Annotated in this window: 22 protein-coding genes and 1 riboswitch; of the genes, 14 read left to right on the forward strand and 8 right to left on the reverse strand. The window is 70.4% G+C overall.

What is annotated here, in order from left to right; translation table 11 throughout:
- Positions 1-134 precede the first annotated feature (134 nt).
- From ACZ7SW_RS00755 to ACZ7SW_RS00780, 6 genes are all read left to right on the forward strand, one after another.
- The gene (locus ACZ7SW_RS00755) at positions 135-839 is read left to right on the forward strand and encodes a hypothetical protein (protein ID WP_470228344.1); all 705 of its coding nucleotides are present in this window, start codon (positions 135-137) and stop codon (positions 837-839) included.
- Positions 836-1,006 carry a hypothetical protein gene (locus ACZ7SW_RS00760; protein WP_470228345.1) on the forward strand — a complete coding sequence of 57 codons (171 nt, stop codon included), beginning with the start codon at positions 836-838 and terminating at the stop codon, positions 1,004-1,006. The genes ACZ7SW_RS00755 and ACZ7SW_RS00760 overlap by 4 nt, the downstream gene beginning before the upstream one ends.
- A 129-nt stretch (positions 1,007-1,135) precedes the next feature.
- Positions 1,136-1,747 (forward strand): heme-binding beta-barrel domain-containing protein, encoded by a 612-nt coding sequence (locus tag ACZ7SW_RS00765; protein ID WP_470228346.1) that lies wholly within the window; start codon positions 1,136-1,138, stop codon positions 1,745-1,747.
- 16 nt (positions 1,748-1,763) lie between these two features.
- Positions 1,764-2,372 (forward strand): 5-oxoprolinase subunit B family protein, encoded by a 609-nt coding sequence (locus tag ACZ7SW_RS00770; protein WP_470228347.1) that lies wholly within the window; start codon positions 1,764-1,766, stop codon positions 2,370-2,372.
- Entirely contained in the window at positions 2,372-3,223 is an 852-nt protein-coding gene (locus ACZ7SW_RS00775) for a 5-oxoprolinase subunit C family protein (protein WP_470228348.1), read from the forward strand. The genes ACZ7SW_RS00770 and ACZ7SW_RS00775 overlap by 1 nt, the downstream gene beginning before the upstream one ends.
- Positions 3,224-3,225: 2 nt before the next feature.
- Positions 3,226-3,645, forward strand: coding sequence for a hypothetical protein (locus ACZ7SW_RS00780; protein WP_470228349.1), 420 nt, complete (start codon positions 3,226-3,228; stop codon positions 3,643-3,645).
- A gap of 67 nt (positions 3,646-3,712) precedes the next feature.
- Here ACZ7SW_RS00780 and ACZ7SW_RS00785 read toward each other — a convergent pair whose 3' ends face one another.
- Positions 3,713-4,558, reverse strand: a complete 846-nt coding sequence (locus tag ACZ7SW_RS00785) for an aminodeoxychorismate lyase (RefSeq protein ID WP_470228350.1) — start codon at positions 4,556-4,558, stop codon at positions 3,713-3,715.
- A gap of 31 nt (positions 4,559-4,589) precedes the next feature.
- On the opposite strand from ACZ7SW_RS00785, the gene ygfZ reads away from it, so the two are divergent.
- The 3 genes from ygfZ to ACZ7SW_RS00800 are packed head-to-tail and all read left to right on the forward strand — an operon-like array spanning position 4,590 to position 7,268.
- A complete protein-coding gene (gene ygfZ, locus ACZ7SW_RS00790; protein WP_470228351.1) occupies positions 4,590-5,711 on the forward strand; it encodes a CAF17-like 4Fe-4S cluster assembly/insertion protein YgfZ in 1,122 nt (373 codons plus the stop codon).
- Between the two features lie 49 nt (positions 5,712-5,760).
- Positions 5,761-6,327, forward strand: a complete 567-nt coding sequence (locus ACZ7SW_RS00795; protein WP_470228352.1) for an RsiG family protein — start codon at positions 5,761-5,763, stop codon at positions 6,325-6,327.
- Entirely contained in the window at positions 6,324-7,268 is a 945-nt protein-coding gene (locus tag ACZ7SW_RS00800; protein WP_470228353.1) for an asparaginase, read from the forward strand. The genes ACZ7SW_RS00795 and ACZ7SW_RS00800 overlap by 4 nt, the downstream gene beginning before the upstream one ends.
- Here the strand turns inward: ACZ7SW_RS00800 and ACZ7SW_RS00805 are convergent.
- Positions 7,249-8,145, reverse strand: a complete 897-nt coding sequence (locus ACZ7SW_RS00805) for a DUF8083 family protein (RefSeq protein ID WP_470228354.1) — start codon at positions 8,143-8,145, stop codon at positions 7,249-7,251. The two genes, ACZ7SW_RS00800 and ACZ7SW_RS00805, sit on opposite strands and share 20 nt — an antisense overlap.
- 207 nt (positions 8,146-8,352) lie before the next feature.
- On the opposite strand from ACZ7SW_RS00805, the gene ACZ7SW_RS00810 reads away from it, so the two are divergent.
- The 3 genes from ACZ7SW_RS00810 to ACZ7SW_RS00820 all read left to right on the forward strand — a co-directional run bounded on the left by ACZ7SW_RS00810 (position 8,353) and on the right by ACZ7SW_RS00820 (position 10,412).
- A complete protein-coding gene (locus tag ACZ7SW_RS00810; protein WP_037716129.1) occupies positions 8,353-8,535 on the forward strand; it encodes a DUF3073 domain-containing protein in 183 nt (60 codons plus the stop codon).
- Positions 8,536-8,649: 114 nt separating this feature from the next.
- Positions 8,650-9,510 carry a 3-hydroxybutyryl-CoA dehydrogenase gene (locus ACZ7SW_RS00815; protein ID WP_344266205.1) on the forward strand — a complete coding sequence of 287 codons (861 nt, stop codon included), beginning with the start codon at positions 8,650-8,652 and terminating at the stop codon, positions 9,508-9,510.
- 68 nt (positions 9,511-9,578) lie between these two features.
- On the forward strand, positions 9,579-10,412 hold the full coding sequence (locus ACZ7SW_RS00820; RefSeq protein WP_470228355.1) for an alpha/beta fold hydrolase: 834 nt from the start codon (positions 9,579-9,581) through the stop codon (positions 10,410-10,412).
- Here ACZ7SW_RS00820 and ACZ7SW_RS00825 read toward each other — a convergent pair.
- The 4 genes from ACZ7SW_RS00825 to ACZ7SW_RS00840 are packed head-to-tail and all read right to left on the reverse strand — an operon-like array spanning position 10,405 to position 14,498.
- On the reverse strand, positions 10,405-11,190 hold the full coding sequence (locus ACZ7SW_RS00825) for an ECF transporter S component (RefSeq protein WP_470228356.1): 786 nt from the start codon (positions 11,188-11,190) through the stop codon (positions 10,405-10,407). The genes ACZ7SW_RS00820 and ACZ7SW_RS00825 overlap by 8 nt on opposite strands.
- The gene (locus tag ACZ7SW_RS00830) at positions 11,187-12,785 is read right to left on the reverse strand and encodes an ABC transporter ATP-binding protein (protein WP_470228357.1); all 1,599 of its coding nucleotides are present in this window, start codon (positions 12,783-12,785) and stop codon (positions 11,187-11,189) included. Before ACZ7SW_RS00830 ends, ACZ7SW_RS00825 begins: the two co-directional genes overlap by 4 nt.
- The gene (locus ACZ7SW_RS00835; protein ID WP_470228358.1) at positions 12,782-13,861 is read right to left on the reverse strand and encodes a CbiQ family ECF transporter T component; all 1,080 of its coding nucleotides are present in this window, start codon (positions 13,859-13,861) and stop codon (positions 12,782-12,784) included. Before ACZ7SW_RS00835 ends, ACZ7SW_RS00830 begins: the two co-directional genes overlap by 4 nt.
- A complete protein-coding gene (locus ACZ7SW_RS00840) occupies positions 13,848-14,498 on the reverse strand; it encodes a hypothetical protein (protein WP_470228359.1) in 651 nt (216 codons plus the stop codon). The genes ACZ7SW_RS00835 and ACZ7SW_RS00840 overlap by 14 nt, the downstream gene beginning before the upstream one ends.
- A gap of 13 nt (positions 14,499-14,511) precedes the next feature.
- Positions 14,512-14,658: riboswitch (cobalamin riboswitch) on the reverse strand.
- Between the two features lie 28 nt (positions 14,659-14,686).
- Between ACZ7SW_RS00840 and ACZ7SW_RS00845 the strand changes: the two genes are divergently transcribed.
- Positions 14,687-15,583, forward strand: a complete 897-nt coding sequence (locus ACZ7SW_RS00845; RefSeq protein WP_470228360.1) for a Gfo/Idh/MocA family protein — start codon at positions 14,687-14,689, stop codon at positions 15,581-15,583.
- 189 nt (positions 15,584-15,772) lie between these two features.
- Positions 15,773-16,504 (forward strand): GNAT family N-acetyltransferase, encoded by a 732-nt coding sequence (locus ACZ7SW_RS00850; protein ID WP_470228361.1) that lies wholly within the window; start codon positions 15,773-15,775, stop codon positions 16,502-16,504.
- On the opposite strand, the gene arfB is transcribed toward ACZ7SW_RS00850, so the two are convergent.
- Together arfB and purM are read right to left on the reverse strand one after the other, a co-directional pair.
- On the reverse strand, positions 16,501-16,929 hold the full coding sequence (arfB, locus tag ACZ7SW_RS00855) for an alternative ribosome rescue aminoacyl-tRNA hydrolase ArfB (protein ID WP_470228362.1): 429 nt from the start codon (positions 16,927-16,929) through the stop codon (positions 16,501-16,503). The two genes, ACZ7SW_RS00850 and arfB, sit on opposite strands and share 4 nt — an antisense overlap.
- Positions 16,930-16,962: 33 nt before the next feature.
- A complete protein-coding gene (purM, locus tag ACZ7SW_RS00860) occupies positions 16,963-18,033 on the reverse strand; it encodes a phosphoribosylformylglycinamidine cyclo-ligase (protein WP_182892735.1) in 1,071 nt (356 codons plus the stop codon).
- Positions 18,034-18,056 lie beyond the last annotated feature (23 nt).

The following is an 18,056-nucleotide window of genomic DNA, read 5'->3' on the forward strand; positions in this document are numbered from 1 at the left end:
GTTCGTTTGGGGAAGGTTCCTCGGTTTGGTGCCCTTTTCCCGGCGACGGGACCCCCACGCGGGATCGCCTGGGGGGGTCGGGGAGCGGCGCGCACGGCCCCCGGGCCGGGTGTGCTGCTCCCCGACCCGCCGACTTGCAGGCGATCCCGCCGCGCCGGCGAAGCCGGCGCCATCAAACACAGCCTTCGATCTTCCTGATCAACCTGCCGATCGGTGTTTTCGCAGTCCTTGCTGGCCGAAAGGGTCTCGGCGAGTCGTCCGATCCGGCGCACGGCGCGCTGGACCTGCCCGGACAGGTGCTCGGCGCGTTGTGGATCGGGTCGTTCACCTACGCCGTGATCGCGTCCGACGCGGTCGTCGCGGCGCTCGGCGCACTCGGCTTAGCCGCCTTTATCGTCGTGGAACTGCGGGCTCCGCATCCGATGCTGCCGATCCGGCTGTTCGGCAAGCTCCGCTTCGCCACCTCGATCTTCACCTCGTTCGTCATCGGCTTCGCCTGCTACCCGCTGCCGGTGCTGATCGCCGTGTATCTGCAGCACGGCCTCGACGACAGGCGTGCAGATGCTGCCGTACGTGGTGGCCAACGCCGTGCTCGCGTTCTTCTCCGGAAGGCTCGCCGCCCGCTTCACCGCGGAACGCGTGCTGCCGATCGGCCTGGCCATCACCGCGGCGGGCAGTTTCGCCTTCCTGCTGGTCGACACCACGAGTCCGTATTGGTTGCTCAGCGTCCCGCTCGCGCAGTCTGGCATCGGTCTCGGCCTGAGCCATCACCCCGACCAATGTGGTCGGCCTCGCTGGGCTTCCGGTGCAGCGCACGGGCACCGCAGCCGGCACGGTGAACGCCGCGCGGCAGGTGGGAATGGCGCTCGGCGTCGCCGCGCTCGGTGCCCTTCTCGACCACGGCAGCACCCTCACGACCGGGCTGCGGACCGCGATGGCGGTGGCCGGAGCGGCACTGCTCGCGGTGACCGTCCTCACCGCCGCGACCCTGCGCAGGGCCGGATGAGGCGGGGCGGACTATTGTCCTCGCTGTGGAGACCTTGTTTACGACCCTGTTGATCATCGCGGGCATCGCCACCGTGCTGTTCGCGGTCTTTGTCGTCTACCGGCTGTACGCCGACCAGCGCTGATCAGCATGACGAGTGGCGACGAAGCCATCGCAGCAGCCGACGAGCGGGCCGCCAGCACGCGCGACCGCAACCTGCCGTTGTGGGACGACCTGCCGATCCCGAACGACACGGCGAACCTGCGCGAGGGCCCGAACCTGAACGACGCGTGCCTCGCGCTGCTGCCGCTCGTCGGCGTCTGGCGCGGCGAGGGCGAGATCGACTACCCGACGATCGACGGGCCGATCAAGTTCGCCCAGCAGCTGACCGTCGCCCACGACGGCCGCCCGTTCCTGTACCACGAGGCGCGCTCGTGGCTGCTGAACGAGGACGGCAGCGTGCTGCGGCCCGCCGCCCGCGAAACCGGGTTCTGGCGTCCGCAGGAGGACGACACCCTGGAACTGCTGCTCACGCACAGCTCCGGCATCGTCGAGCTGTACTACGGGAAGCCGCGCAGCCAGACGTCCTGGGAACTCGGCACCGACGCGGTCATCCGCACCGCGACGGCCAAGGAGGTCACCGGTGCGCAGCGGCTGTACGGCCTGGTGAACGGCGACCTCGGGTACGTCGAGGAACGCGCGATGGTCGGCCAGGAGATGCAGCCGCACGCCTCCGCGCTGCTGCGCCGCGTGGTGGGCTGAGGCTCCGGGAGACGCCGTGCGCTGGCGGCGGTACGGCGAACACGCCGCACTGCTCGACTGCGCCTCTCTCGAGGAGATGAGCGCGGCCCGGGCGACGCTCACCGAAGCCGCGCTCGACGGCGTCGAGGAGATCGTCCCCGGGGCCCGCACCCTGCTTGTGGTCGCGGCTCCCGGTTCTGGTGCGCTGGAAGCCGCGCGGTCGTTGCTGGCTTCGGCCGATCTGACACATCCGCCAGCCGGGGATGTCCGCGAAGTTGTCTTGGACGTGCACTACTCCGGCGAGGATCTCGCCCTGGTCGCTGAGGACGCGGGGCTCCGCGTGGACGAGGTCGTCACCCTCCACACCGGCACGGTCTACACAGTCGCGTTCACTGGCTTCGCGCCCGGTTTCGGTTATCTCGCCGGGCTTCCTTTCGAGTTGCAGCAGCCGCGTCTTGCTTCGCCGCGGACCCGGGTCCCCGCTGGCGCGGTGGCCATCGCGGACGAGTACACCGGCGTCTACCCACGGGAATCCCCAGGCGGCTGGCGTTTGATCGGACATACCGAGGCGACGCTTTTCGACCCTTCCGCCGAGCGACCGGCGTTGTTCACGCCTGGTCTCCGTGTGCGGTTCCGGAGTGTCTGATGCGCGCGCTGGAGATCGTCTCGACCGGTGCGCTGGCTCTGGTGCAAGACCTCGGACGACCTGGTTACGCACATCTGGGCGTCCCACCGTCGGGTGCTCTTGACGTCGCTGCGCTGCGGCTCGGCAACCGGCTGGTCGGCAATGCCGAGGACGCCGCCGGGATCGAAACCGTGCTGGGCGGATTGACCGTCCGGGCCGCGGTCTCGTGCACCGCCGCGGTGACCGGACCGCCGGTCGCGGTCTCCGTGGACGGACGGGAAACCGGTTCGCACACGCCGATTTCGCTGCGCCCAGGCCAAAAACTGTCGATCGGCCGACCTGTCTCCGGGCTGCGCTGCTACCTGACGGTGTCCGGTGGGATCGCGGTGCCACCCGTATTGGGGAGCCGGTCGACTGATGTCCTTTCTGGACTCGGCCCCGCGCCGTTGAGCGATGGTGCGACAGTCCCCCTCGGCCCCGTCACCGGTGTTCCGTCCGGTGCCGACGTGGTCGCCGCCGCGCCCGTGCCGTCGCAGCTGACTGTCCCGGTCCTGCTCGGGCCCCGCGACGACTGGTTCGCCGAGCCCGCGAGCGCGCTCAACGCACAGTGGACAGTCACCGCGGAATCCAACCGAGTGGGGGTCCGCCTCTCCGGGCCGCCATTACGTCGAGTGTCCACTTCGGAGTTACCCAGCGAAGGCGTGCTCACCGGCGCGATTCAGGTCCCGCCGAACGGATCGCCGCTGGTGTTCCTCGCCGATCACCCGACCACGGGCGGCTATCCGGTGGTCGCCGTCGTGAGACGGGAGTCACTTGGAGCACTCGCTCAAGCACGCCCCGGAACCTTGGTGCGGTTCCACACGTCCTTCTGAGCGTGGAACGGGTAACGATCACCGGCGGCGCGGGTTTCCTGGAGCTGAACACCGGAGGACGGGCGGAGCTGCCGCAGTCGCTGCGCATCGCACTCGCGACCGGCCAGGTACGCCTCCCGCTGGCCGAAACCCTCCGCGAGCTGCTGGCGCTGCTGGTCGACGGCCAGTACCGGGTCAGCGGCCCGCAGCGGTTCGAGGGCCCCGATCTGGTCCCGGCGAGCGACTGGCCGGACGACGACGATGCCCGCGTCGCGTACTACCGCACGGCGATCCGCTCCGGACACCGTCCGGTGGCGGTGGTTTTGTCCGGTACGCGCCCGTTGCTGCTGGACGGGCACCACAAGATCAGCGCGTACCGGGCGGAGGGGGTCACGCCGTCGGTGGTGCTCATTTCGGCTGCTCGGGCGGAAAACTCAGGCTAGCTTTCGGCGTTGCCGCGCCATCGCGAGGCGGATGGATGCCGCCCAGCCAAACCCGGCCGCCGAAACCTCAGTACTCGCCCTCGTAAGCCGCCACCAGCTCCCCGTGCAGCGCCGACGAGTCCGGCAGCTCCGTCCCGTTCAGCGTGTGCACCCGGGTCACCTTCCGCACCGACGACGTGAGAAAAACGCCGTCCCCGCGCAGCAGGTCCTCCACCGAAAGCGGCTCCACCTTCACCGACCAGCCCGCCTTCTCCGCGCCGCGGAACAGCGCGTACTGCGTCGTCCCTGGCAGGATGCCAACAGTGGACGGCGGGGTGTAGAGCGTCCGCTCCTTCGCCAGGACGACCGTCGACGTCGGTCCTTCGAGCACCGAATCGTCGGTAGCGGTGAAGATCACATCTTGGGCTCCGCGACGGGCCGCCTCGCGCAGGGCGGCCATGTTCATCGCGTAGGAAACCGTTTTCGCGCCGAGCAAAAGCCACGGGGCGCGCTCGGCGAGTTCGGGGCCGAAACCGCGCTCCAGGGTCACCACGGAGACGCCTTCGGTGCGCGCCCGCAGCACCTTCTCGTCGACCTCCAGGCCCATCGCGAACGCCGTCGGCCTTCCCTCCGGATCACCGTCGACACCCCGCGTGTACACGAGTTTCAGGGCAATCTCCGGCCCGCCCCGCCACGCGTCGACGACCGCCCGCGCGGCCCGCGCGAAGCCGTCGAGGTCCGGGGCGGGCAGGTCCAGCATCGCCGCGGAACGGGCGAGCCGGTCGAGGTGCGGACGCATTTCCCGCGGCTTTTTCACTGCCACGAGGATCGTTTCGAACACCCCGTCCCCGCGCAGCAGGCCGAGGTCGTCCACCCGGAGGTGAGCGGCTTCGGGGTCGGCAAGTGAACCGTCGAGGAAGGCGAGAACGCGCATCCCCACAAGGTACTCACTTACCCTTAGCGGTATGCCGTACAGCTCGCCGCTGCTCGAAATCCCCCGCGCGGTCGCCGCGCCCGAGGGCCATCCGGAAGCCGGAGTTCCGTGGCACTGGGGCGATCCGTTCGCCGAGCAGCGCACCGCCGCCCGAGGAGTGGTCGTGATCGACCGCTCGCACCGAGAAATCCTCGCGGTCACCGGCGAGGAACGCTTGTCCTGGCTGCATTTGGTGATCTCGCAACACGTCACCGAACTCGCCGGGAACACGGGCACCGAAGCGCTCGTCCTCGACAGCCAGGGCCACGTCGACACCCACTTCGTGCTCGCGCACACCGGCGAAACGGTCTACCTCGACAGCGACCCCGATCCGGTCGTCACGAGCGCGTTGCCCAAGGGCGGCAAGCAAACCCTGCGCGAGTACCTCGAAGCGATGAAATTCTGGTCCAAGGTCGAGATTCGCGACGCGACGGAAGAACTGGCCGTTCTTTCGGTGCTCGGCCCGGAGACCGACAGCGTGCTCGGCGTCGAACTCGGCGCCGAGCCGTACTCGGTGACCGAGCTGCCCGAAGGCGGATTCGCCCGGCGGATGCCGTGGCCGACGCGAGCGGGCGCGGATCTCGTGGTGCCGCGCGCTCAGCTCACTCAATGGTGGCAACGACTCACCGACGCCGGTGCGCGTCCGGCCGGCTCCTGGACCTTCGACGCGCTGCGCGTGGAATCGCGGCGTCCGCGGCTCGGTGTCGACACCGACGAGCGGACGATCCCGCACGAGGTCGGCTGGATCGGCTCGGCCGCGCACGTCGCGAAGGGCTGCTACCGCGGCCAGGAGACCGTCTCGAAGGTGCACAACGTCGGCCGCCCGCCGCGGTACCTCGCGCTGCTGCACCTCGACGGTTCGCCGGAGATCACGCCGGAGACCGGCGACCCGGTGAAGCTCGGCGAGCGCGTGGTCGGCCGGATCGGCACGGTCGCGCAGCACCACGAACTCGGGCCGATCGCGCTGGCACTGGTCAAACGCTCGGTCCCGGGCGGGGCGGAACTGCTGGCAGGAGACGAGGACCGAGTGGTCCAGGCCACTGTCGATCCGGACTCGGTGCCGGGCGAACACGCGGCGCCCGGACGGGAAGCGGCGCAGAGACTGCGGGGCTGAAGTGAACTCGACGGTAGCGTCGTCGCGGAATGTGGAGCAGGATGTGCCCGTGATCGAAGTGCGTCCCGGCGGGCGACGACGGATCGACCGCGTCCTCGGCCCGGGATATCTCACCGGATTAGGCGACTTGCCGCTCCCGGTGCTGCGCGAGCGGCGCGACGAGGCCGCGCAGGAAGAGACAGACCTGTCCTACCTGCGCCGGCTCCTGCACGCCCGCATCGACATCGTGCGCGCCGAACAGGAACGCCGCTCGTCCGGCGGGGCAGCCAGCATCGTCGACCGGCTCGCGTCGATCCTCGCGGACAACGCGCTCGGCCCGGCCGCCGGTTCGGGCAGACACCAGCAGCTCGAACCGTCCCGCGCGGGCGAGCATCGAAGGCACGCGGAGGCGCTGATCGGCGACACCGGGCTGACCGACGTCGGCTCGCTTTCCGACGACAAGCTCGCCGCCGCGCTGGACACATACGCGGCCGAGGAAGTGTCTGTGTCTTCCTTTCGCCGCCAGGTCCAAGGCGTGATGGACACGCTCAACGCCGAGATCGCCGCGCGCTACAGCAGCGGAGCGGCCACTGTGGACCAGCTGCTGGACAGCGAACTGGGGCGCGTCGAGGAATGACCGGCCAGCCGATCCTCGTCGAGGTCGTCCGGAACGGGTTCGTCGAGAGCGTCCATCACGGATGTCTCGTCGCGACCGCGCCGGACGGCTCCGTCCAGTTCTCCGCGGGCGACGTGACCAGCCCGTTCTTCCCCCGGTCGGCGAACAAGCCGCTGCAGGGCGTCGGCATGCTCCGGGCCGGGCTCGGCTACGACGGCGCGGATCTGGCGTTGGGCTGCGCGTCGCATTCCGGCGAAACCGGACATATCGAGCGTGTCGCCGCGATGCTGTCCGGAGCGGGGCTCGACCCGTCGGCGCTGGCCTGCCCGGCTGAGCTGCCGATCGGCGAGGACGCCCGGCGCGCGGCCAACGAGCCGCGGAAGATCACGATGAACTGCTCCGGCAAGCACGCCGCGATGCTCGCCACCTGCGTCGCGAACGGCGGGGAGACCGACGGCTACCAGCTGCCGGACCATCCGCTGCAGGTCCAGCTGGCGAAGACGGTCGAGGAGCTGACCGGCGAATCCATCGCCGCGGTCGGGGTCGATGGCTGCAGCGCGCCGCTGTTCGCGTTCTCGCCGACCGGCCTGGCGCGGTCGTTCGGCCGGCTCGTCCAGGCCGAGCCGGGCGGCGACGAACGCCGAGTCGCCGACGCGATGCGCGAGCACCCGTGGCTGGTCGCGGGCACCGGCCGGGAAGACACCCGGCTGATGCAGGCCGTGCCCGGACTGCTGTCGAAGAGCGGCGCGGAGGGTGTCCTGGCGTTCGCGCTAGGTGACGGCACCGCGTGCGCGATCAAGATCGCGGACGGTGCGAAGCGGGCCTTGGCACCGCTGGCCATGACCGTCCTCGCTCGCCTGGGCATCGAGGTGCCAGAAGAGCTGTCTGACCTGGTCAATCCGGAGATACGAGGCGGCGGTCAGCGGGTCGGCGAGCTGCGGGTCAGTTGGAGTGCTCCTTAGCCGCGAGGTCGCCCCAGAACTCGCGCAGCTGCGAAAACAGCTCGGCCAGCTCCTCGACGTTCCCGGTGCGCAGCGCGTCGAGGATGTCATGGACCTCCTCCGCGGTGGAGTCGGCGTCCAGCAGCGAGTCGGCGAACAGCTGCACGAGACCGCCGTAGTCCAGTTCGACGACCGAGTCCGGGTCGAAGCTCTCCAGCCACTGGCGGGTCTGCGCGAGCACCCGGCCGGGGCCGGAGTCGCCGAAGGTCGTCTCGATCAGCTCGCCCGCCTCGGACGCCCGGCGCAGCGCGGCCGACATCGGCGTCCGCCACGACGCTTCCCGCGTCGGGTCGGCCGGGCCGCTGCCGAGCACGAGCTTGCGCTCGTCCGGGTCGACCAGCGAGAACCAGGGCAGCGGGACGGTCCAGGTGGTGGTGAGGGTGTGCGCCGCGGCGGCGGTGAGATCGGTCATCGCGGCCTTGGTCTGGGCCCGGGCGCCATCCGCGGTGACGCCGCCGGCGTCGAGGACCGTGATCCGCAACGCCGGTTCGGCGTCGGCGAGGAAGGTGCTCAACGCGGCGGCCGAGCGGGCGCGCAGTTCGAGCGGGCACGCGAACGGGCCCTCGGCCGTGTGGCCCGCCGGGACGTCGGCCGGGTCGAGCACGAGCACGTCGGTGACGAGGCTCGGCGAGGGCCGTCCGTCGCGCAGCTGCGCGGGCAGCAGCCGTACCGGCGCGGCCGCCTGTGACTTGAGCCACATCCGCTGTTCGCGTTCGCCGATCCCGACCCGGCTGAGCCCGCCCGCGGAAACGGCCTCGACCAGCTGTTGCGCCGGGGGATCGCCCAGCGCGCGCAGAGGTTCGTACACCCGCAGATAGGCCACGAAAGGTCGGAGCACCCGAGCATCGTGGCACGCCGACCAGGGCCGATCGGCATCGACGTGCCGGTAACCGGCGTCCGGCGGACACTGTCGCGACGAGCACACCGTGCCACGTCGCATCCAACCCCCGGGACACGGTACGGTGTCAGCAGGAAAGAACTGTCGAGACGATGCGGGGCCGCCGATTCCCCCGGCCGCCCCGCCCCTGTGCGAGGGGGTCGAGCCATGGGGCGCGGCCGGGCTAAGGCCAAGCAGACGAAGGTGGCGCGCGAGCTCAAATACAGCTCCCACGAAACCGACTTCGATGCTTTGCAGCGCGAGCTGTCGAGTAGTTCCTCGGACAACCACGAGGACGACAAGCGGTACGAGGACCCGTACGACGACGGGTACGACGAGTACCGCCGTTGACGCAGGCACACGACACGCGAGGGCGGAATCGGACCTAGGTCCGAGACGCCCTCGCGCGTTGCGTGCTGCCCGTTTTCTTGCTGCTGCCAGTGAGGTGACGAAGGAGTTGGACGGGTGAGCGACATCGCACGAGTAGGTGTGGTCGGAGCAGGGCTGATGGGCTCCGGCATCGCCGAGGTGCACGCCAGGTCCGGGTTGGACGTGCTGGTCACCGAGGTGAACCAGCCCGCTCTCGACGCGGGCAAGGCGCGCATCGAGAAATCGCTGCAACGCGGCGTCCGCAACGGCAAGCTGGCCGCCGAGGACGCCGAAGCGGCGCTCGGGCGGCTGCGCTTCACCACGGACATCGCCGAGTTCGCCGACCGCGATCTCGTCGTCGAGGCCATCCTGGAACAGGAGCAGGCCAAGGTCGACGTGTTCCGGCAGCTGGACAAGATCGTCGAGCGCGAGGACGCGGTGTTCGCGTCCAACACGTCGTCGATCCCGATCATGAAGCTCGGCATGGCCACCGGCCGTCCGCAGCAGGTCGTCGGCATCCACTTCTTCAACCCGGTACCGGTGCTGCCGCTGGTCGAACTGGTCCCGTCGCTGCTGACCAGCGAGGAGACCGCCCGCCGGGCCGAGGAGCACGCCACCGGCGCGCTGGGCAAGACGGTGATCCGGTCGCAGGACCGGGCCGGGTTCATCGTGAACTCGCTGCTCGTGCCGTACCTGCTGTCGGCGATCCGGATGATCGAGTCGGGCTTCGCTTCGGCCGAGGACATCGACCGCGGCATGGAGCTGGGCACGGCGCACCCGATGGGTCCGCTGCGGCTGTCCGACCTGATCGGCCTCGACACGATCAAGGCCATCGCGGACTCGATGTACGCCGAGTTCAAGGAGCCGCTGTACTCGTCGCCGCCGCTGCTGCTGCGCATGGTCGACGCCGGGCTGCTCGGCAAGAAGACCGGCCGCGGGTTCTACTCCTACTCCTGACTTTAGTCGCGGATCCGATCAACCTTTCCCCGCTGTGCGGGGCCGGGCTGGTCGCTTGACTGTGCGGCATGACTTCGACGTTCGTCTTCGCCGCCGGTGCCAACGGCGTGTCCGCCGCCCCGCCCGAACTCGTGCTGCGCGGGTATCGCGGGGTGGGGGTGCCGCAGCCGGAGCAGCAGTTTCGGCTGTCGTATCAGGCTCCGCAGGATCGCGGCGCGTTCTCCACGGAACCGTCGGCGCTGGCCGGCGTGACCGTGGCCGACCAGGTCGCGTCCACTGTGGACGTCGTGCGCCGGGCCGCGGCGCTGGGTCCGGTCGTGCTGGTCGGGTCGAGCATCGGCGGCGCGCTGGTCACGCTCGTCGCCGAAGAGGTGCCGGAGCTGGTGTCGGCGCTGGTCTACGACGCCGCGTTCTGCTGTGTCGACCTGCCGACGCCGGAGGAGTATCTGGCCACGCCCGAGGCCGCGTCGTCGCGGGTCGGGGCGATGTTCGGGTTCATCGCGGCCGACCCGGCGGTGATCGGGGCGATGCGCTTCAACTGGCGTACTTCCACCGCTGAGACCCTGACGACGGCAAAGGCGGCGCTCTGCGCGGACGCCACCGACGGCGAGTTCTACGCCCTGCTCAACGCGATGGCCCCGGACGACATCATCGGCCGCAGCTCGACCGACTCGCGGGGCACGCCGGAGCGATGGGGGCGCGTCCCCCGGTTCTACGTCCGGCATCTCCAAGACCGTATGGTCCCGCTCGCCCTGCAGGACCGGATGATCGCCGAGGCCGACGCGCGCACTCCCGACACGCGGTTCGAGGTGCACGACATCGACACCTCGCACTTCCCGAACGCGGCCGGGATGGCTCAGTTCGTCGAGGTGCTGGACAAGATCGGCCAGTCGGTCAGCTGAACGCCGCTCGGCGCGCGGCCCGGCGCAGCACCGTCAGGATCGCCGGGCCCAGCACGAGGATCGCGACGAGGTTCGTGAGCGCGCGGCCGGTATCCCAGCCCAAGGTGGACGTCAGCACGGTGAAGACCAGGAACCGGTGCAGGTTCTCGCCGAGCGGGCCGCCCGGGACGAAGTCCAGCGCGGTGTGATTCGCCAGGAACGGCCAGGTGAACAGGCTCATCGCGAGGCCGTAGAAGTACGCGGCGACCACGCCGTAGACCGCCAGCAGCGCGATCTCCCACCGGCCCCTCACCCGGCGCGGCAGCAGCCCGGCACCCAGGCCGACCAGCGACGACGCCAGCATCTGGAACGGCAGCCACGGCCCGACGCCCCCGGTGAGCAGGGCGGAGGCGAACAGCGACGTCGAGCCGAGGACGAACCCGAAACCCGGTCCGAAGACCCGCCCGGCCAGCACGAGCAGGAAGAACACCAGCTCGATCCCGCCGGTGCCCGCGCCGAGCGGACGCAGCGCGGCGTTCACCGCGGACAGCACGCCGAGCAGCGCGAGCGCCTTCGCGTCGAGCCCGCCGCTGGACAGCTCGGCCAGCACGATCAGGATCAGCACCGGCAGCGTCACGAGGAAAACGAACGGCGCGTCGGTCACGTGCGCGGAGGTGCCGACGGTGCTGCGGGCGAGCAGCGGCCAGCAGAACATCGCCAGCCCGACCACGACAGCCGCCGTCAGCACCAGCGCCGTGCGGTGCCGGATGCGGACGGCTGGACCCAGGAAATCGGTCACGCCAGCGCCTTCGCCACCGCGTCCACGGTCAGCCACGGCTCCGGCGCGAGAATCTTCGCCACCTGCGGCGCGAATGCGGGCGAGGCCACGACGACGTCCGCGGTCGGACCGTCGGCGACCACTTCGCCCTCGGCCAGGACCACGACCCGGTGCGCGGCGGAGGCGACGAACTCGACGTCGTGGGTGGCCAGCAGCACCGCGTGTCCCTCGGCGGCCAAGTCGGCGAGGATGGTCGCGAAGTGCCGTTTCGCCGGGTAGTCCAGGCCACGAGTCGGCTCGTCCAACAGCACGACCGGCGGGGCAGCGGCCAGCTGCACGGCCAGGACCAAAGCGAGACGCTGGCCTTCGGACAGATCTCGCGGGTTCGTGTCGTCTTCGATGCCGGGCACGAGGCGGTCGAGCAGCTTCCGCGCGGTGCCCGCGGTGACGTCCGATTCGAGGTCCGCCTGCCGGAGTTCCGCCGCGACTGAATCGAGGTACAGCAGGTCAGACGGGGTCTGGGGGACCAAGCCGACGCGCGTGCGGGCAGCCCGCGTCCGGAGCGCCTTCGGGTCCGCGCCGAGCACGTCGACCGTGCCGTCGGACCGGGGTCCGCTGCCCTGCAACGCCCACAGCAGCGAGGACTTGCCCGAGCCGTTCCGGCCCATCAGCGCGACGACCTCGCCACGGTTCAGCCGCAGGTCAACACCCCGCACCGCGTTCACCCCGCCGTACCGGACCCGCACGCCCCGCGCGGTGAGGACCGCCTCGCCAGAGCTTTGTGCCGCCTGAGCAGGGCGACGTTCGGCCAGGCGTTCCCGAAGCGGACGGGCGAGCCGACGGGCGTCGCGGACCGACAGCGGCAGCGGCGACCAGCCCGCGAGTCGGCCCAGCTCGACGATCGGCGGCGCGACATCGGTCTCGGCGAAAACCTCCGCCGGCTGGCCGGAGACCACGGTGCCGTCGCCGGGCAGGTAGAGCAGGCGGTCGGCGTACTGCGCGACGCGTTCCATCCGGTGCTCGGCGACGACGACCGTCGTGCCCAAGTCGTGCACCAGCCGGGTGATCGCGGCCAGCACCTCCTCGGCGGCGGTCGGGTCGAGCGCCGACGTCGGTTCGTCCAGCACCAGCACGCTCGGGTGTGCCGTGAGCACCGCGCCGATCGCGACGCGTTGCTGCTGCCCGCCGGAGAGGGTCCGAAGTGGACGGTCGCGGAGTTCGGCGATACCCAGCAGGTCAAGGGTTTCCTCGACGCGTTTACGCATCACGTCCGGCGCGACCGCGAGCTGCTCCATCGCGTACGCCAGTTCCTCCTCGACGGTGTCGGTGACGAATCCGGCCAGCGGATCCTGCCCGACCACGCCGACCACCGACGCCAGTTCGCGTGGCGGATGCGTCGCGGTGTCGAGCCCGGCGACCTCGACGCGGCCGACCAGGGTGCCGCCGGTGAAATGCGGGACGAGACCGTTGATCGCGCCGAGCAATGTCGACTTGCCGACACCGGTGCGTCCGGCGACGAGGCAGAGTTCGCCCTCCTCGATCGTGAGGTTGACGTCCCGGAGCACCGGCCGGTCCGCCCCGTCGTACGTGACGCTGACGTGCGAAAACTCGATCATCGGGCGACCTCCGACACCAGCGCCGGACGCGGCGCGAACCAAGCGGGCAGCACGCTGATCAGCACCGCGACGGCCGGCAGCAGCGGCAGCGTCGGCCAGGTCAGCGGGCTGGCCGGGGTGGTGAGCGAAACCGGGTCGGCGATCAGCACGAGCACCGCGGTGGCGACGCCGCACAGCGCGACCAGCGTCTCCGGCAACCGCCACGGATCGGGCCGGTAGGTCGTGCGCCGGATCTGCCGCCCGCCCAGCACGAATCCGGCGGCGGCCAGCACCAGACCGGCGACGAGCATCGGCACCCCGAGCCACGACGCGGACCCGTCGAGCACGCCGTAAACCCCCACCGCGACGCCGACCAGCCCGGCCAGCACGCAGGTCGCGATCAGCATCCGGACCCGCGGCGAGAGATAGCCGCGCCGTCCGTAGCCGCGAGAATCCATCGCCGCCGCGAGCTGCAGCGACCGGTCCATGGCGTCGGCGAGCACCGGCACGAAAATCCCCTTCACGAACCGCAGGCCGCGCGTCTTGCCCGCCCGCAGCCGACGCGCGCGGCGCACCCGCTGCACGCTCTCGACCAGCTGCGGGGCCACGGACAACGCGACGGTGACCGCCGTCCCCACCTCATACAGCGCCCCGGGTACGGCCTTGAGCAGGCGTTTCGGGTTCGCCAGCGCGTTCGCGGCACCGATGCAGAGCACGATCGTGGCCAGCCGGAGCCCGTCGTAGAGCCCGCCGAGCAGCTCCTCGGCCGAAGTGGGGCCGAGGAGCTGAATGCCAGCCGCGACGCTCGGCAGCGGGATGGTCGGCAGCGTGAACAGGACGTGGCCGCCGTCCTCGCCGCCGATCAGGATCCGGAACAGCACGCGCGAGGCCACGATCACCCCGGCGATCCAGGCGTACATCCGGAACGCCAGCGCCCACGGCGCGTCGCCGCGGCGGAGCACCACGACGAACCCGGCCACCGCGATCACCAAGGCGAGCAGCACCGGGTTCGTGGTCCGGCTCGCGGCGACGGCGAGCGCGAGCGCCCACACCCACCACGCGCCGGGATGGAGCGCTCGCGGACTACTCCGCGGCACGCCTGCGACGCACCGCGACGACCGTCCCGGCCACCACGAGCAGCACGACGACCACGATGCCGATCACCAGGCCCCACGGGAAGCCACTGTCCGAAGTGGACGCCGGAGCCTGCGCGGGCGCGGTGGCCTTGCGCACCGGCGCGGTGCGCGGCGGCGGATATTCGGTGTAGGACTTGCCGATCGCGAACGACCAGCCCTCGAACGCGCCGGCCGGTGGCTTCCAGCTCTGCGCGCCGACCTGCGCCGACTCCCATTTGCCGCCGTTGGTGGCGGTCCAGAAGCTCCACGACGCCTTCTCCGGCGGCATCCCGGTGCAGGTCTGATCGGCGGGTTTGCCTTCGATCTTGCACATCACCGACAGGCCGTACTTGCCCGCGCCGGTGAGTTCGAAGCCCGCGTTCTGCAGGGCGGTGACGCCGTTTTCCTGTTTGCCGGGGGCGCACCGGACGAGGGTTTCGCCGCCAAGCCCCTGGAAGTCGACGATCACCGTGACGCCGTTGTCGTCCTGGCAATAGCCGTCGGAGCCCTTGCCGGGCGTGGTCGCGGAGGCGGAGGACGCCCCGCCCAAACCGGTGGCGACGAGAAGAGCGCAGCCGGCGAGGACTCGCCCCCAGTGCCGCGCGTGCACGAACCGCATGTCAGATGTACCTCGCATCGATCGGACCACGACGGGCGATCCGGCTCGCGATCCCCGGGGACCGCTCACGGTTGCGGGCCAGCGCCGGATTCTCACCGGCTTCCCCCGTTCGTGGCGAAGAACTTGTCGACGTTAACGCACCGCAGGCCCCGCTGGAAGCGACCGCGGCCACACCTACACTTCCGGGCGTGGGACAGGACCAGTTGCGCGTCGGCCTCGTAGGAACCGGACCGTGGGCCACCACGGTGCACGCCCCCGGGCTCGCGGATCATCCAGGGACCGTGCTCAGTGCCGTGTGGAGCCGTCGGCCGGAAGCCGCCGCCGCGCTCGCGCAGGCCTACGACGCCGTGCCCACCAGCGATCTGGACGAGCTGTTCGAGCAGGTCGACGCACTCGCGTTCGCCGTGCCGCCGGCCGTGCAGGCCGAGCTGGCGACCCGGGCCGCGGAGGCGGGCAAGCACCTGATCCTCGAGAAACCGATCGCCCCCGACCTCGCCACGGCGCAGCGCCTCGCCGACGCCGTGACGTCCGCTGGCGTCGCGTCGCTGGTGATGCTGACGCTGCGGTTCGCCCAGCAAACGCGCGATTGGCTGGACGGCGTCACCGCGGCTGGCGGTTGGCGCGGCGGCAGTGCGCGATGGCTGTCCGGAGCTCTGCTCGCCGGTAAATACGCGACCTCCGCCTGGCGGCAGGATCCGGCTGGCGGCGCGCTCGCCGACATCGGCCCGCACGCGTTCGACCTGCTCGACGCAGCCCTCGGCCCGATCACCGACGTCCTTGCCGCGCACCGCGGTCCCGAAGACCTGTGGCAGCTGCTGCTCGAACACGAAGGCGGCATCACGAGCACCGCGACGCTCAGCCTGCGCCTGCCAGTACAGCCGACGGTGGTCGAGTACTCGGTCTTCGGCGAGCACGGCTTGCGCACTCTCGGCCGTACCGGCACGGCGAACGACGCGTACACCGCGCTGCTGGACGATTTCGCCGCGATGGTGTCGTGCGGAACGACCACGCATCCCTGCGATGTCCGGCGGGGCGTGCACCTCGCTCGGATCGTGGACCAGGCGCGCGCCGCGCTCAATCGTTAATTCGCTTGCCCATCCTGAGACGATGAACGGGAAGTTCGTTTCGGACGAAGGAATGCCTATGTGCTCCGCCACGGCCCACTCCGGCCGCCTGGCCTGAGCTGTTCGGCGCCGCGCGCCGGTGTGGGGTTCGCCCTGCCTGGTTTTTTGTTGCCTGCGCATTCCTTCTTCCTCGAAAGGCTTCCACCAGAGATGTCCGCCCTTCAGGCATACGTCCGCGCCACCGCACCGATCGGCCGCGACACCGAGCGAATCGGCCCGTTCCTGGCCACTTTCGCCCAAGACAGCTCTCATCCGATGGCTAACTACGCCATCCCCGACGACGGCGCGAAGCCCTCGTCCGCCGACGTCGCGGCCCTGGTTTCCGCCTACCAGCAACGAAATCTCCTGCCCCGGCTGGAGTTCTTCACCGAAGCCGCTCCCGAGGTCGAGAAATCCCTTGTCGGCGCGGGGTTCACGCTGGAACGACGCGTGCCGGTGATGACCTGCACTGCTGAAGACCGCGTCGATTGCCTTGCCCCGGAACACATTCAGCTGCGCGAACCGTTGTCCGACGACGAATTCCGCCGCCTGCGGTCCGTGCAAAACGTCGCGTTCGGAGAGCCGCCAGAGGTGTCGGACGCCGATCTCGAACGCAACCGCGACTACCTGACCGTCCTAGCCGAACACGGCGAAACCATTGTGGGCGGCGGAGTCGCGCTGGACATCGTGTCCGGCGCGACGGAAATCGTCGGCATCGCGGTGGCCGCCGAGTACCGCGGCCAAGGCGTCGCGGCGGCAATCACCGCGCACCTAACGCGCCTCGCCCACGAACGCGGGGCGCGGACGGCGTTCCTCACGCCGGGCGATGTCGGTATCGGGACGGTATATCGCCGTGCCGGCTACCAAGTCGCCGGTGAGTGCGTGCACCTGTCGCTGAGCTAATCGTCGTACCGGCCGCCGCGGCCGCGTTTCACGTCGCTGCGGCGTTTCTTCGCTGCCAGACGGCGTTCCTTCGAGCCTCGCGAAGGCTTGGTGGGACGCCGTTTGGCCGACGGCGGCGCGGAGGCCTTCGCCAACACGTCGGCCAACCGCTCCCGGGCCGCGTCGCGGTTCATCAGCTGGGAGCGGTATTCGCTGGCCGCGATGGTCAGCACTCCGTCGACCAGACGGGTGCCCAAGCGAGTCGTGATGCGTTCCTTCAGCGCGGGCGGGATCACGGCGGAGCCCGCGACGTCGAACGACAGCTCGACGCGCGAGTCCGTCGTGTTCACGCCCTGTCCGCCCGGCCCCGAGGACCGGGAGAACCGCTCTCGCAGTTCGGTGCCCGGGATCACGAACCGGGCGCCGACGCGTACGTCCTCCGCCATGTCTTCAGTGTCTCAAGACGTGGCAAGCGGCTTTCAGAACCGCGGGTGGTCGCCGGACAGCACCGCGCGCGGGCCGTCCGGGTCTTCGGCGGGCTGCACGTCGCCGAGGATCCAAGCGGGCACGTGCCGCGCGGTGAGCACCGCCAGCGCCCGGTCGACGTCCTCGGCCGACACGATCGCGACCATGCCGACGCCCATGTTGAACGTCTTCTCCAGCTCCGCGCGCTCGACCTTGCCGCGCTGTCCGATCAGCGCGAACACCGGGGCCGGCGTCCACGTGCCGCGTTCGAGCTTGGCGACGAGGCCGCGCGGCATCACGCGCGCGAGGTTGGCCTCGAGGCCGCCGCCGGTGATGTGCGCGAACGTGCGCACCTCGGTCTCGGCGACCAGCGCGAGGCAGTCCTTCGCGTAGATCTTGGTGGGTTCGAGCAGTTCCTCGCCGAGGGTGCGGCCGAACTCCTCGACGTGCCCGTCCAGCGGCATCCGCGCGATGTCCAGCAGCACGTGCCGGGCCAGCGAGTAGCCGTTGGAGTGCAGGCCGGACGAGCCCATCGCGATGACGACGTCACCGGGGCGGACCTTCTCCGGCGACAGCAGCGCGGACGCCTCGACCGCGCCGACGCCGGTGGCCGACAGGTCGTAGTCGTGCTCGCCCATCAGGCCGGGGTGCTCGGCCGTCTCGCCGCCGAGCAGCGCGCAACCAGCCTGGACGCAACCCTCGGCGATGCCGCCGACCAGCGCCGCGATCTTCTCCGGCACGACCTTGCCGACCGCGATGTAGTCCTGCAGGAACAGCGGCTCCGCTCCGGTGACCACGAGGTCGTCGACGACCATCGCGACCAGGTCGATGCCGACCGTGTCGTGCTTGTCGAGCGCCTGCGCGACCGCGATCTTGGTGCCGACGCCGTCCGTGGAGGAGGCGAGGATCGGCTCTTTCCACTTGTCGAGTTTGAGGGAGAAGAGCCCGGCGAAACCGCCGACCCCGCCGCGCACCTCGGGCCTCGTGGCCCGCTCGGCGTGTGGCTTGAGCAGCTCGACGGCCTGGTCACCGGCGTCGATGCTGACCCCGGCGGCTGCGTACGTGGCGCTCGTGGACTCGCTCACGGAAGCGGACTCCCTACTGGACA

Source organism: Amycolatopsis sp. NPDC114484 (assembly GCF_055633755.1).